17 protein-coding genes are annotated in these 12,605 nt (G+C 57.7%); all 17 read right to left on the bottom strand.

Annotation, left to right across the window (positions count from 1 at the left end; translation table 11 throughout):
* Nucleotides 1–97: 97 nt before the first annotated feature.
* Nucleotides 98–1,198 (bottom strand): glycosyltransferase, encoded by a 1,101-nt coding sequence (locus Q8Q08_05450; GenBank protein MDP2653461.1) that lies wholly within the window; start codon nucleotides 1,196–1,198, stop codon nucleotides 98–100.
* A gap of 23 nt (nucleotides 1,199–1,221) precedes the next feature.
* Entirely contained in the window at nucleotides 1,222–1,812 is a 591-nt protein-coding gene (locus Q8Q08_05455) for an HAD-IIIA family hydrolase (protein MDP2653462.1), read from the bottom strand.
* A complete protein-coding gene (locus Q8Q08_05460; protein MDP2653463.1) occupies nucleotides 1,809–2,591 on the bottom strand; it encodes a glycosyltransferase family 2 protein in 783 nt (260 codons plus the stop codon). Before Q8Q08_05460 ends, Q8Q08_05455 begins: the two co-directional genes overlap by 4 nt.
* 339 nt (nucleotides 2,592–2,930) lie before the next feature.
* A complete protein-coding gene (locus tag Q8Q08_05465; GenBank protein ID MDP2653464.1) occupies nucleotides 2,931–4,043 on the bottom strand; it encodes a DegT/DnrJ/EryC1/StrS family aminotransferase in 1,113 nt (370 codons plus the stop codon).
* A gap of 115 nt (nucleotides 4,044–4,158) precedes the next feature.
* The gene (gene waaF / locus Q8Q08_05470) at nucleotides 4,159–5,247 is read right to left on the bottom strand and encodes a lipopolysaccharide heptosyltransferase II (protein ID MDP2653465.1); all 1,089 of its coding nucleotides are present in this window, start codon (nucleotides 5,245–5,247) and stop codon (nucleotides 4,159–4,161) included.
* A gap of 9 nt (nucleotides 5,248–5,256) precedes the next feature.
* Nucleotides 5,257–6,327 carry a mannose-1-phosphate guanylyltransferase gene (locus Q8Q08_05475; GenBank protein MDP2653466.1) on the bottom strand — a complete coding sequence of 357 codons (1,071 nt, stop codon included), beginning with the start codon at nucleotides 6,325–6,327 and terminating at the stop codon, nucleotides 5,257–5,259.
* Between the two features lie 83 nt (nucleotides 6,328–6,410).
* Nucleotides 6,411–6,698 (bottom strand): hypothetical protein, encoded by a 288-nt coding sequence (locus Q8Q08_05480; protein MDP2653467.1) that lies wholly within the window; start codon nucleotides 6,696–6,698, stop codon nucleotides 6,411–6,413.
* The gene (locus tag Q8Q08_05485) at nucleotides 6,685–7,848 is read right to left on the bottom strand and encodes a hypothetical protein (GenBank protein MDP2653468.1); all 1,164 of its coding nucleotides are present in this window, start codon (nucleotides 7,846–7,848) and stop codon (nucleotides 6,685–6,687) included. Before Q8Q08_05485 ends, Q8Q08_05480 begins: the two co-directional genes overlap by 14 nt.
* A gap of 126 nt (nucleotides 7,849–7,974) precedes the next feature.
* Nucleotides 7,975–8,181, bottom strand: coding sequence for a hypothetical protein (locus Q8Q08_05490; GenBank protein ID MDP2653469.1), 207 nt, complete (start codon nucleotides 8,179–8,181; stop codon nucleotides 7,975–7,977).
* Nucleotides 8,182–8,253: 72 nt separating this feature from the next.
* On the bottom strand, nucleotides 8,254–8,448 hold the full coding sequence (locus Q8Q08_05495; GenBank protein ID MDP2653470.1) for a hypothetical protein: 195 nt from the start codon (nucleotides 8,446–8,448) through the stop codon (nucleotides 8,254–8,256).
* A gap of 77 nt (nucleotides 8,449–8,525) precedes the next feature.
* Complete coding sequence (locus tag Q8Q08_05500) at nucleotides 8,526–8,813, bottom strand: hypothetical protein (GenBank protein ID MDP2653471.1); 288 nt, start codon at nucleotides 8,811–8,813, stop codon at nucleotides 8,526–8,528.
* Nucleotides 8,814–8,832: 19 nt separating this feature from the next.
* Nucleotides 8,833–9,684, bottom strand: coding sequence for a hypothetical protein (locus Q8Q08_05505; protein MDP2653472.1), 852 nt, complete (start codon nucleotides 9,682–9,684; stop codon nucleotides 8,833–8,835).
* Complete coding sequence (locus tag Q8Q08_05510) at nucleotides 9,681–10,070, bottom strand: multidrug resistance protein (protein MDP2653473.1); 390 nt, start codon at nucleotides 10,068–10,070, stop codon at nucleotides 9,681–9,683. The genes Q8Q08_05505 and Q8Q08_05510 overlap by 4 nt, the downstream gene beginning before the upstream one ends.
* Nucleotides 10,071–10,132: 62 nt before the next feature.
* Nucleotides 10,133–10,927 (bottom strand): glycosyltransferase, encoded by a 795-nt coding sequence (locus tag Q8Q08_05515; protein ID MDP2653474.1) that lies wholly within the window; start codon nucleotides 10,925–10,927, stop codon nucleotides 10,133–10,135.
* The gene (locus Q8Q08_05520) at nucleotides 10,924–11,541 is read right to left on the bottom strand and encodes a methyltransferase domain-containing protein (GenBank protein ID MDP2653475.1); all 618 of its coding nucleotides are present in this window, start codon (nucleotides 11,539–11,541) and stop codon (nucleotides 10,924–10,926) included. Before Q8Q08_05520 ends, Q8Q08_05515 begins: the two co-directional genes overlap by 4 nt.
* The gene (locus tag Q8Q08_05525; protein MDP2653476.1) at nucleotides 11,528–12,403 is read right to left on the bottom strand and encodes a DUF2334 domain-containing protein; all 876 of its coding nucleotides are present in this window, start codon (nucleotides 12,401–12,403) and stop codon (nucleotides 11,528–11,530) included. Before Q8Q08_05525 ends, Q8Q08_05520 begins: the two co-directional genes overlap by 14 nt.
* Complete coding sequence (locus Q8Q08_05530; GenBank protein MDP2653477.1) at nucleotides 12,366–12,605, bottom strand: hypothetical protein; 240 nt, start codon at nucleotides 12,603–12,605, stop codon at nucleotides 12,366–12,368. Before Q8Q08_05530 ends, Q8Q08_05525 begins: the two co-directional genes overlap by 38 nt.

The raw sequence follows: 12,605 nt of genomic DNA on the forward strand, positions 1-12,605 counted from the left end.
GCATATCAACAGGGAAGCCGGGATTCGGATGTGCGATGCGGTCTTATCCCGCCGAGAGAACGCTCCTGCCTTCAGATGGGATTCCGCCCCGCGGACTTCAGCCCGCGGGACTTCGCGTGAGGAGAGCGACGATGTCCCGCGCCGCCGACGGACGGGCCAGTACTTTTGTCCTCTCCTTGGCGGCGCGCAGTTCCTGGGGGGACGAACTCAACTGCTCGATCCAGCGTTTGATGTCCTGGACCGACTGCCCTTCCAGCCCGATACCGTGCTCACGCAGGACCCTGATGTTGTTGGTCTCCTGGCCGGGGATGGCATTGAAAAAGATCATGGGAAGGCCCGTGACCAACGCTTCGGAAATGGACAATCCTCCCGGTTTGGTCACCATCACGTCCGAGACAGCCATGAGCTCATCCATATTGTTAACCAAACCGAAAATTTTCACAAGCCCTTTTTCCTGGGCCTTGAGCCGTTCATACAAAACCTTGTTGTGCCCGCAGACCACCAGGGCCTGGATCCCCTGCAGGGACCTGATGATCTCCTCGATGGGGCCGATGCCGAACGAACCCGTGGCCAGCAGAACGGTTGAGAGGTTCTCGATCAGGCCGAATTTGCGTTTAAGCGCGCCCACGTCTCTGGGCGCCGAAAATTTTCCAGCCGTCGGGATCCCGGTCACCACGACCTTGTCCTCAGGCACGCCCAGGCCGATGATCTTGGCCTTGGTCCAGTCGCTCGCCACCGCGTAGGCGTCAATCCCTTTCGCGAGCCAGATCCGGTGGACGTCGAAATCCGTCACCACCGAAACGATCCGGGAGCGGACCAGGCCGCGGCGCTTCAGGCGGCAGGCCACCTCGTTGGAAAAAAAATGCGTGGAAACAATGGCGTCGAATTGTCCCTGTTGAAGAAATCTCTCGAGCCGCCCGGCGTTGAAATGATTGACAACCGCCCTCCCGGCGTTGACGAAGGGCATCAGCCAGGGATGGTCGGACATCCCGAACATCAGGCTCCACGCCCAGGGCGCGTGCGTGACCAGGTACGTGTAACTTCCGCTGTAAAAATCCTTGTAACCGGGACGGGTGTGGTCCAGGAGATCGACGAGGGAGGGCTGAAATTCCGCCGAGCCCTGGAGGGCTTCGTGGACGGCTTCCGCGGCCTTCTTGTGGCCGGCGCCGGCCGTGGCGTAAATGACCAGAATCTTCATGGCAGAGGTCTCGGCGGGCCTGGTTAGGCGGCGGACTTTTTCCGGGCCGGTTTGCGGTCGAGCTGGCCGGCAATGATGTCTGAGGCTTCCAGCAGGTCCCGGGCGATGAAATCCGGCCTGACGCGCCAGGTCCGGAGGTTGCGCTGATCCTCTTTGCGGCCCGAGCGGACAAAGATCGTGGTGCACCCGGCGTTATGGCCGGCCAGGATATCCACTTTGGTATCGCCGACGAAGAACGCCTTTTGGGCGGAACGGAGAGACTTGCTCATCAGCCCCATGGCCTTGCGGATCGATCCGATCCTGGGCTTGCGGCAGTCGCAGTTCTGATCGGACCGGTGGGTGCAGTAATATACTTTTTTGATCCGGCCTCCGGCCTTGCGCACGTCCCGCAGCATATTTTCGGTGATCCGGCGGAGCTTGTTCAGGCTGTACACGCCCTTGCCCACCCCGGCCTGGTTGGAGACGACAAAGATCATGAACCCCGCATCTGTCAGCCGCCGCAGCGCCTTGAGCGCCCCGGGGATGAAACGGAAGTCCTTGACTTTGGTGACGTAATTACCGTTGCCGGGGAATTCGTTGATGACCCCGTCTCTGTCCAGGAATACGACTTTCATTTTGAATGATCCACGTCCTGACCTGTGGCCTGCCTTTTCATTTCCCAATACTTGGCGTAACTGACGACCTGGTATAATCCGGCAAAAAGAGCGACCATAAAACCGACCAGCCCGTCCTTCATCCCGCGCTTGCCGATATAGGAGCGGAAAAACCGGTCCACGCTGCGGCGCATGATCCGGCCGCGTGTCATGTTCAGTCCCGTCCGGATCCATTTCTTGGCCTCCCAGGTGCTCTGGCGGTTGAGGCTGGCGAGGAAATGCTCGAAATCGGGATATCCCTTATGGATGATGTCTTTGGTCAAGCTCCCAGTTTTCCCGTCGACAATCGCGCAGGGGTGGACCTCGGCTTCTTCGTAACGGAAAAGATTTTTCTGAAAAAGGCGGATCTTGCTGGCCGGATACCAGCCGGCATAGCGGACCCAGTACGTACCGATGTAATTGCGTAACGGGATCGCGAACGCCGCGCAACCGGCGGTGGGGATGGCCTCGTTGATCTCCCGCTGCAATTCGGGGGTCACCCGCTCATCGGCATCGAGGCTCAGCACCCAGTCGTTCTTGGCCTGGGCATACGCCCAGTTGCGGTGCCGGCCCTCGTTCTCCATCTTGCGATGAAAGATCCGGTCGGTGAATTTCCGGGCCAGTTCGACGGTGCGGTCGGCGCTCTCGTCATCGACCACGATGAGCTCATCGGCCCACCCGGCGACGCTGGCGAGGCAGTCCTCGATGTTGTCCTCTTCATTTTTGGTGATGACGACAACGCTGATCAGCAGTTTATTCATGACAAAGGGGTTACCTGTCCACGATTCGCGACTGATGGACCCCGGCTGCCCCAACCGCTGGACGGGGCAAAACGCCGGGATAAATGGTTTGGCCTCTCTGGACCAAACCTCCCTGAAAGCCATCGATGGGTTCGTTCAGCAAACTTACGTCGTCCCTGCGGGACTCCGCAAGTTTAGAGCTCATTTAGTATACTGGAAGGGATTAGAATGAAGCAACGCAAATAGTGAATATTTTAAGAATGCGCCGGGGCAGGAGGACTCTGGAAGGGAAATCGGCAAAATGCAAAACCCCCGGCCGGGGATTCCCGCCGGGGGCTTTGCAAAAAACAAAGAAGATCCCTACGATCGTCCTCCGCAAACGTCTTTCAGGCACTGGCAGACATATTCGATCTGCGCCCTGGACATATGCGGGAACATGGGCAGAGACAGGATCTCGCCGCACACGGCCTCGGCGACGGGGAAATCGCCGTTCTTGTGGCCGAGCTCCTTGTAGGCCTCCTGGAGATGCAGCGGAATCGGATAGTGGATCAGGACCCCGATGTTCTTCTTCTTCAATTCTTCGAGGACCTTGTCGCGGTTCTTGACGCGGATGGCGAATGTCTGAAAAACATGCGTCCGGTCCTTCTGGATGACCGGGGCCTGGACGCCTTGGATGTCCTTGAGGAGCCCGCCGTAATACGCGGCGTTGTCATTGCGCATGCGGTTCCACTCATCCAGACGTTTGAGCTTGGCGGACAGGACGACGGCCTGGACGGTGTCGAGGCGGGAATTATGGCCTTTGATCAGATGCTCATAGCGCCCCTTGCGGCCGTAGTCGCGCAGCATCAGGGCGTTCTCATTGATCGTTTTGTCTTTGGTCACGATCATCCCGCCGTCGCCGAACGCGCCGAGGCTCTTGGTGGGATAAAAACTGAAGCAGGCCGCGTCCCCCAGAGACCCGACCTTTCGGCCCTTGTACGTCGCCCCGTGCGCCTGGGCCGCGTCCTCGAGGACCTGAATTTTCCCGGCCTTCGCGATTGCGTTGACGGCATCCATCTCCGCGGGCTGACCGTAGATATGGACAGGGATGATGACCTTGGTCTTCGGGGTAATGGCTTTTGCGAGTTTCTGCGGATCGAGGTTATAGGTCTTTTCCTCGATATCCACGAACACCGGCTTGGCTCCCGTGTAGGAAACGCACAGGGCCGTCGCGATGAATGTGAACGTCGGGAGGATCACTTCGTCCCCGGGGCCGATCTTCATGGCCGCCAGAGCGAGGTACAGCGCGTCCGTGCCGGAGTTGACGCCGACGCCGTATTCGCTCTCGCAATACCTGGCGAACTGGGCCTCAAAATCCTTTTCTTCCTGGCCGAGGATGAAATTCCCCTTTTCAAAAACACTTTTCAAGCCGGTGTCGATCTCGTCCTTGATCACCCGGTATTGCTCGCTGAAATCAATGAACTGAACGTCCATAAAAAATCCCGCCTTTCTGAATAGGAAATATCGTGAATTTTTTGATTCTACACGAGGAGGAATAAAAATGCAACGGGAATTCCCCGCTTCAACCTCGCAGGTTAAAGAGCTCAACCTACGAGGTTAGCGCCTCCCGGACCTTGGCGAACACACCCTCCACGTCCAGCCTGGACAGGCAGCTGACGTGAGAACATTCCGCGCGGCGGAACTGGCGGTAACACGGCCGGCAGGCGATGTCTTTGACCGCGACCGCGTGCCGCTCCCGGGGATACGGGCCGTACACCCGATCGTCCACCGGGCCGAAAATCGAGACCGTCTTCACGCCGCTGGCCACCGCGATATGGACCGGCCCGCCATCGTTGGCCACGACCAGGGAACACCGCTTGAACATCGCCGCGCACTGGCTCACGGTGGTGCGGCCGCAGGCCATGACAGCCGGCTGGCCGCTCGCGCGGGCCACGTCTCGGCAAAGCTCCTCTTCCCTTTGCTCGCCGAAGAAAATGATTTGGGACCCCGTCTCGCGGACGACCCGCTCCGTGAGGCTGGCAAATTTTTCCGCCGGCCAGCGTTTGTAAGCGGCTTCCCTGCCCCAGCTGGCCCCGCCGCCGGGGACGATCCCGATGACGTTTTTTTTACGGTTGATCCCGCTGGACCGGAAAAAATTCTCCGCCCATTGCTCGTCCTCGGGCTTCAGAAAAAGTTCCAGCCCTGAAGCGCGGACGTTCATCCCCGTTGTCCGCAGCAAATCCAGATAATATTCGGCGACCGGCCGGCCCTCGTAACCGCTCAAGGGGACGCGGTGCGTCAAAAAACGGCTTCGACCCTTGTAATCATACCCGGCCCGGATGGGAATGCCGGCCAGCCAGGACAAAAAATTCATCGAAGAGTTGAGCGACAGGTCGAAGACAACCTCAAAACGCTCCTTGCGGATCTCCGAGAGGAACTCCCTCGCCCTGCCGATCAAAAGCCGTTTGGATTCGTGGGACAGCCGGGCGAACTCGTCGCGGTCATAAATGAAAACCCGGTTGACCGCGGGATGATTCTGCAGAATTTCCGCGGTGCGGCGGTTGGCCACGTAACCGATCAAGGCCTCAGGGATATTATTTTTGATGTTGCGGATGAGGGGCGTGGTGAACAGAACGTCGCCGATCCCGTAAGGATTGATGATCAAAAACCGTTTTTTTTGCAGGATGGGGTGCGGCATTCCGGACCTTCAGGGATGGCGCAGGAATTCTTTACGCTTTTTCTTCTGGAGAACGGAAACGACCTCTCGCACGTCCTGGGAGCGGTCCTTGCGGCAGACCAAAAGGGCGTCGGGGGTATCCACAATGATGATGTTCTCCAGTCCCACGGCCGCGACCAGACGTTTCCCGCCGAAGACAAGAGAATTTTTGCAATCGACCTCCACGACATCCCCGCGCAGGACATTGTTCCGGGCATCTTTCGTGAGGACTTCGGCCAGGGATTCCCAGCTGCCCAGGTCCGACCAGCCGATGTCCTGGGCCGGGACCGTGGCCACATTTCCGGATTTTTCCAGAATACCGTAATCAATGGAAATGCCCGCGAGCCCCTTCCAGGCCCGCCGGACCTGCGCGTCGGACTTGCCGAATATCCCGGCATGGATTTTCGGGAGACTTTTTTCGAATTCGTCCAAAATCACGGAGCATTTCCAGATGAACATCCCGCTGTTCCACAAATACCGCCCTGTCCTGACGAACTTCTTGGCAACGTCCAAGGACGGTTTTTCCGTGAACTTCTCGACACGCCAGACGGTTTTACCCGCTGACCGTGCCGGCGTGATTTTCAAATATCCATAGCCGGTCTCCGGCCGGGTCGGGACAATGCCCAGGGTGACCAGGTAGCCCCGGCGGGCCAGGTCCGCGGCCTTGCGCAACTGCCGCAGAAATGCCCGGGGATGGAGGATCAGATGATCGGACGGCAGGACCGCCATGACCGCGTTGGGATCGCGGCGGTGGACCCGGCTGGCAGCCCAGCAGATGGCCGGGGCCGTGTTCTTGCCCTCGGGTTCCAGCAGGATGTTGGCGGACGGAAGCTTGAATTCCCTCGCCTGTTCGCGGATCTCCGCGGCATGGTCCTTGTTGGTGACGATCAAAATCTGGGGGCCTTTAACGAGCGGATGGATACGGGCCAGGGTTTCCTGAAAAAGGGACCTGCGGCCGGTGATCTTCAGGAATTGCTTGGGCAGGAGCTTGCGGCTCATGGGCCAAAACCGCGTGCCGGACCCGCCGGCCAGGATAACGGCATAAAAATTAGGCAAAGGCATGATTCCCCCTGTATCGACCTCGGAGGTTGGAATGCGAATCGACTTTGTGATGATTATACTTTACTTTTGGGAGGGAAGCCAGTTCAACGTGAGGAAACCGAGGCCCGGCGGAACATCCTGAAAATGACCGGCGCGCCGATCTTCCAGATCCGCTCGGCCAGCCACAGAACCGCCAGGGCGGGAACAACCGAAAAACAGAACAAACGGTATAAGATCAACCCGCTAATCACCGCCAGGGAAACCATGTCCTGGGGGTCAACCCCTTTGAAAAAAATATCCGTGTTTTGAACCCACAGTGTCAGAATGCCGTAAATCGCCACGCTGCGGGTGCAAAATCGCCACAGATTATTTTTCCGTTTATTCGTGTTCATCAGGGCCTTTCCAGAGGGGACGCCACGACCGGGCCGTCTTCATGGCGAGGATAATCGCGTCCCCCACAATCGGCGCCGCCGCATAACGCCGTTGACCGTCCCGCGTCATGGTCGTGCCGGCCAGCTCGATGGAGCGGAGCAGGTCATTGCGCAGACCGACATCTTTTTCCCGTATGGCACCGGCGATGGTAAAGGCCGTCGCGGTCGCTCCAATCCCCCCAACGACAGGCCCGGTATCTCTGTCCCCGGCAAAGGAATGCCCGGAGGGATATTCCCGGACAAAGGCAAAACCGCCGGCTCTCTTAAGAAGAAACTTTCTGATCTTCAAAAACTGCTCGCGGGCATAGGGTTCATCGACCAAAGCCAGATAAAAAGAGTTCCAGCCATTGTTCGAACCCCGGGACGCCTGCAAGGGACGGCCGGTCAACGTGTCGATTTGAAACGTCACAAGGCCGTAAGGCCCGACTTCGAGGCCCCGGGTTTCCGACACCCATTCTTCGATCAAATTCTCATACCGGGGAGAAGACACCATGTCCGCGATCCGCAGGGACGCGGCGGCCACCGTGTTATCCGGCGGATAATTTTGTCCCGGATATGTTTCCACGTGGCGGTGGGGATATTTTTTCATCCGCCGGGCAATGGCCGCGCTGATTTTGCCATGGAGGTCCGCGAACCGGCCGTCAGGACTCAACAGCGCGTAACAGCCCAACATCAAATTCAAATGGCCGTAATAACCGATATGACCGTCCTCACCGGCCAGGACTGTTTCCTCAAGAGGACTCTCGCCCCACGCCGCTTCATCAAACAAGAAGACGTCGCGGGTCAGGCAAATCCCGATCCAGCGGGCAATGGCTTGCGCGGATTCCTCCGCCGTCTCCGGCGCCATCATGGCGATGTTGGTCAAAGCCGCCGCAGCCATGGAATACGTTCCCAGCGTCCATTCGCCGGTGAATTCAATATTCTTGCTGACGAAGAAATCTGCGGACGTCGGCCGGTTGTCCAGCTTTGACAGCAAAAAGCTTCTTCGCAAGAGGATATCCCGGCTGACAGCATCACCCTTAAAATCTCTCTCCGGAAGGCCGCAAAAAAATCTCAAGAAAAGAGAAGCCAGCACAGCGACGAAAACGGTTTTCAATAGCTTGATCTTCATCAAAGCCGCATCCTCAATAATAAAATCCGAGCAGCGCCCAAAAGACAGGGGCTGACATCCTTTTTAAAAAACGTTAACCGAGTCCCCCTCTCCTCCGCCCGGGCGGAGGTGATTGGGACAAGACGCTTACTCCGTTTTAAGGAGCGCGACATACCCCAGCAGACCGCCGGTGATCATGACGGCGCCTGCGATGAAGTAAATTCCCGCCGTGGTGATCAACGACAGGTCCGTTGTCAGCGCGAACGGCAGGCAGAGGACCGACCCCACCCCGCCGACGGCCACACAGACAACCGCCAGCGTCCTGCAGAACTGTTTGATGGCATCCGGTGTCATAACACTCACCTCCTTTCCTTAATGCCTTGTCCAGAAAAAACGGCACACCGCCTTTCCCTGTTTTCACTTCCGTTATGCAACTTCAGCGGTGCTGACATTGATATAGGTCAGCGATGCCAGGCCCGCGCCGAACAAGACCGCCCCAGACAAAAACGGAGCGCCCATGACGCCGGCCTCCGCGATCGGCCCGACCAGAAGATACGGCAGACAGTAGAACATCCCCGCCGCTCCGACGGCGATCGTGCATATCGCGATAATTCGGCACACATGGGTTTTGTGTAATACGCTGTTATTCATCATCTCTTCCCTCCTTTCATAGACTTCACAATCTGCTTTTTCTCAAATCAACAGGCCCCAACTCTTTGACGCGCAGATTTCCGGGACGCAACAACCCTGAGGAGGATTCTACAGACCAGAAACCATATCAGGGCGATTAAAAGAACAGCCGGCCAGGCAAACGGGCTCAGCAGCCCCCTGTCGATCCAGTCGATCACGGTGCATTCATACGGCTCGCCGAAATGGTTCACGCAGGTTCCGAAAAAGACAATCCCGTTTTTGGGGACCCACCAGGACAACTGAACCGCCGCGACCGTCGCCACGGTCAGAATCATGGTCAAAAAGAGTGCCGGCATACGTCCCTCCAAAGTTTTTCTATTCCCCGGCCAGTCTCGCGCCGGCCGGCAGAGACCAGTCCCTGCCGGACAGAGCACATGTTTTTTCTTCCAACAGGCGCAGCACAGCCGACCGTGTTTCGATCCATTGCGCATACCTCATCTTGGCCTGGGCCGCGTAAACAACGGTCCGGCCGTAGTTCAGATCCATCAATGAATAACGGACCTGCTCCCACAGGGCCGGAGTCTGATAAACGCCGCCGGCAAGGTCAAATAATTCTTTCAGCCTGCCTGCCGGAAGATACCTGGCCGCCGACATCACAAACGCACGGATATCATCAGCCTGTCTTTGCAACGACGATAAATTCGAAATATGGACGGTCTCAAAATCCACCCAACAGGCGGCCCGATCCGACGGCAGACAGACCACATTCGAGACAATGGCATCTCCATGGCTGAACGGCGCGCCTTCCCCCGCGAGGTCATGAAGCCGGGCCAGCGCCTGCAGCGCATCCTTCAGCGCCTCTCTTTTGGCGTCCCAGGGAATGACAGGAGATCCCAGAAGGTCAGCCAAATCGATCCCGTCCTTCATCGGTAAAATAAGCTGTCCCTGCTTGTCCCGCCGGACATCCTCCCCATACAGACGGTAATGGATCAGCTCTTCCCTCTTCGCCCATTCTGCGCCAGTAAGGATTCTGAACGGAACCCCCCATATCCGGTATATCCCGTTGCCGGCAGCGATCATCAGGCGGCTGTGCCAACAACGGGTCTTGATACGGCACCTCCGCGAGCCGTCCATCAACACGCGAGAGCGGTTGACCGGCAACCCGGCAATCATGGCCGCAGGCCAGGAAACGGACAGATCTTTCCAAATTTGATTTAATCGGTTCATGTTTGCCCCATCTCCAGGTAGCGCGCGTACAACGTGATGGCAACCCCCGCGCAAATCACGATGATGCCGAGGACGCGCAATCCCGACAAAGGTTCACGCAGCAAAATCCAGGCAGCCGTCGGGATCAAAACATAATTCAAACTGGTCAGCCCATAAGCGAGGGACAGGGGCGTATCCTTCAGGACCAAAATCCACGCCGCCGTAGAAACGGCCCAGGCCGCCAACCCCGCCAGGATCCACCCGTTTGTCAGGGCAGACACCCACCACGAAAAATTACCTCCAGGCCCCGGGCCGGCTTCCGCCAGCCCCCGGGCGCCCGTACGAAGCAATACCTGTCCTGCCACGGAACAGAAAATGAAAACACCCATCAAACAAAATGTCCTCATGAGATCTCCCTTCAATCATTACACTGAACCATCCCAGGAAAGTCCCAACTACCACTGTGACTTTATCCCAGATGAGTTGCGGACTCCTTCAGCAAGGGATGGCGAATGTCATCGGAATAATTCCTTCTTCCCTGGACAAAGAGAACAGCCCAGACGTATTTAAAAAATGTCCGCAGATAACCGAACCGTCTCAATTCCATCCGACGGCTGGAGGAAAGGGCTGTCAGGCGTCGGTCATAGACAAAGTCTTTCGGATACCGGCGGTAAAAACCCGCCAGGATCGGCCATTCTTCGCCGATCGTGACGTCTTCGTCGAAGGGGCCGAATTCGTCAAAGACACGCCGGGTGCAGAACATGAAGGCGGGCATGGCCTTGGCCCTCGGCAAAGGCAGTCGCCGGACATAATCCCAGAACGTCCACCAAAACCACGCGTGCAGGCCACCTTCCAGGGAGGCCAAACGTGTGATCCCCGCAACATAGGGTCGGTCGCCGCAGAGCCGGATGATCCGGGATAAGGCATCCCTGGGGACCAGCGTATCGGCGTCCACAAAACACAGGATTTCCCCGCAAGCATTGCGGGCGCCTTCGTTGCGGGCGCAGGGAGTTTTCAGCCGCAAACAGGACATCAGCCGCACGCCGTAACGCTGGGCATACCGGTGGACCTCCCGGGCAGTATTGTCAACGCTCATGTTATCGACGACGATCACTTCGACCGGCGTGTCATCCAGATGAACATCGCCCCGCATCCCACCGGCCAGAAATTCCACCGCGACCAGGACAGCATCCAGGGTCATCGCGATCAAAGCCTCTTCATTGCGCGCCGGGATGATCACCGATATTTTCTTAAAGTTTTTCACGCCGCTCTCCTCAGGACATACAAATCCCTGCTCACGCCCGTCAAAGACGGGCAAGGGATAAAATGTTCCACCCAGAATCCGGCCTGCACCGAAAACTCCTTGCAGGCCTGCCGGGTCAACATCCGCCGCGGGACCATGGAATCGGAGCATTCCCGGTTCACCATCCGCGCGGCCTTCATGAGCCGCAGGGCGAAGGACCCGAACGCCCAGGTGCGGCACCGCAAGAATATTCTCCCCAGCCCGGTCTCATATCCGGACTGCATCATGATCACAGGCCCTGTAGTCACGCGGCTGATCTCCCGCAATAACGCGACCGGCTGCCGGGCAAACTGAAGGACGAACAGGACCAGCGCGGCGTCAAAGCTCTTGTCGGCAAACGGAAGCCGCTCGCCGTCAAAAATCACCGGCCCGGCTGTTTTCGTGCTCATATTCACCACGTCCGTTTCCACGGGAATCAAACGGGTTTTCCGGGCGAGCGTCCAGGCCATATGACCGGTGGCGGAACCGACATCCAGGACACGGCCCGACGCCGGCAGATAGGCGTGAAACTTTTCCCACAATTGCCGGGCGCGCCGCTCCAGAATCCTGTCTCCCATTTCTTTAAGCCAATCCATATGTAGCCGCCTGTGGTATCTTGGTATGCCCCGTCTCCGTCCCGCAACTTTCGTGCGGGACTGCGCCGGGGGCATCCGTCTTCGGCATGGGTGCGGTGGAATCCGGCGTAGTCGAAATGCATTTGTCCTGGCACAGCCCGACTTTTCCGGCGAAGACGGATGCCATCTCCTCAAAAGTCACAGGCCGGTATCCTTGCTTCAAAAAATTCCGAATCATCCCCAGCCCCTTCCTGACAAAACCCCGTTTCAGATCATTAGGATGAAACACAATCGTTGGAATGCCGTGGGGCCGCCATTGTGACAACACTTTGCCAACGATGGTCCCCATAAAGCCCAAAGCACCAAAGCGGTCGCACTCCCAGGACCAGGTGTTCAGGGGACGCGCGCCTTTCTTCACATACTCCACGGCTGTATAACCGACTTTGTACTCAAACCCGTGGCGCGCAAGGATCTCGCGGGTGAGCGTTCCGCTCTGCCAAGCCGGAGGCACAAACCCCCGGGCCTTTCGGCTAAAACATCTCTCCAGAATCTTCTGCCCATCACGCAGCCGCTCCTGAACTTGTCCCTTATCCAGCGCCGACATCTCGTCCGCGCCTCCGGTCAGGAAATACACCGCCCCCTGATGGCGCTGATTTTTGTGGGAATACCCGTGCAGAATGATTTCACCCGAATGACGCTCGATCCGGCGGACAAAATGCGGATAGGATACCAAAGGAAAACCGTGGTGCCAGTCCGGAACCACGGCCGAAACGATCTTTTTCCCTATGAGCGCATAAACCCTGCGGTATATTTCGCAGACAGCCCCCTCATGCAACGGCGCAATATCATGCAGACACACGATAAGAATTTTTTCTTGCCCCATCGGTCAACCCTGTCCCTTTCAGAAGTTCTCGCAACCTTTTGATTTCTCCGCGCTGGATCCGGGCCTGGATCAGAAGCGCCAGCGTGAACAGCGGCCAGAGAATGCAGAAAATCCAGACGTTGACGGTCTTATACGTCATCCTTGTCAATTCCGCCGCCTCAAGGAGGATCCCAACGCAAACATCAAAAATGCTCTCCATCAT

Source organism: Candidatus Omnitrophota bacterium (assembly GCA_030688425.1).
GTDB lineage: Bacteria > Omnitrophota > Gorgyraeia > Zapsychrales > JANLHA01 > JAUYIB01.

Coding starts and splice junctions, on each gene's coding strand:
- Q8Q08_05450 (MDP2653461.1), bottom strand. CDS start 1,198: ATGAAGATTCTGGTCATTTACGCCACGGCCGGCGCCGGCCACAAGAAG.
- Q8Q08_05455 (MDP2653462.1), bottom strand. CDS start 1,812: ATGAAAGTCGTATTCCTGGACAGAGACGGGGTCATCAACGAATTCCCC.
- Q8Q08_05460 (MDP2653463.1), bottom strand. CDS start 2,591: ATGAATAAACTGCTGATCAGCGTTGTCGTCATCACCAAAAATGAAGAG.
- Q8Q08_05465 (MDP2653464.1), bottom strand. CDS start 4,043: ATGGACGTTCAGTTCATTGATTTCAGCGAGCAATACCGGGTGATCAAG.
- waaF (MDP2653465.1), bottom strand. CDS start 5,247: ATGCCGCACCCCATCCTGCAAAAAAAACGGTTTTTGATCATCAATCCT.
- Q8Q08_05475 (MDP2653466.1), bottom strand. CDS start 6,327: ATGCCTTTGCCTAATTTTTATGCCGTTATCCTGGCCGGCGGGTCCGGC.
- Q8Q08_05480 (MDP2653467.1), bottom strand. CDS start 6,698: ATGAACACGAATAAACGGAAAAATAATCTGTGGCGATTTTGCACCCGC.
- Q8Q08_05485 (MDP2653468.1), bottom strand. CDS start 7,848: ATGAAGATCAAGCTATTGAAAACCGTTTTCGTCGCTGTGCTGGCTTCT.
- Q8Q08_05490 (MDP2653469.1), bottom strand. CDS start 8,181: ATGACACCGGATGCCATCAAACAGTTCTGCAGGACGCTGGCGGTTGTC.
- Q8Q08_05500 (MDP2653471.1), bottom strand. CDS start 8,813: ATGCCGGCACTCTTTTTGACCATGATTCTGACCGTGGCGACGGTCGCG.
- Q8Q08_05505 (MDP2653472.1), bottom strand. CDS start 9,684: ATGAACCGATTAAATCAAATTTGGAAAGATCTGTCCGTTTCCTGGCCT.
- Q8Q08_05510 (MDP2653473.1), bottom strand. CDS start 10,070: ATGAGGACATTTTGTTTGATGGGTGTTTTCATTTTCTGTTCCGTGGCA.
- Q8Q08_05520 (MDP2653475.1), bottom strand. CDS start 11,541: ATGGATTGGCTTAAAGAAATGGGAGACAGGATTCTGGAGCGGCGCGCC.
- Q8Q08_05525 (MDP2653476.1), bottom strand. CDS start 12,403: ATGGGGCAAGAAAAAATTCTTATCGTGTGTCTGCATGATATTGCGCCG.
- Q8Q08_05530 (MDP2653477.1), bottom strand. CDS start 12,605: ATGATGGAGAGCATTTTTGATGTTTGCGTTGGGATCCTCCTTGAGGCG.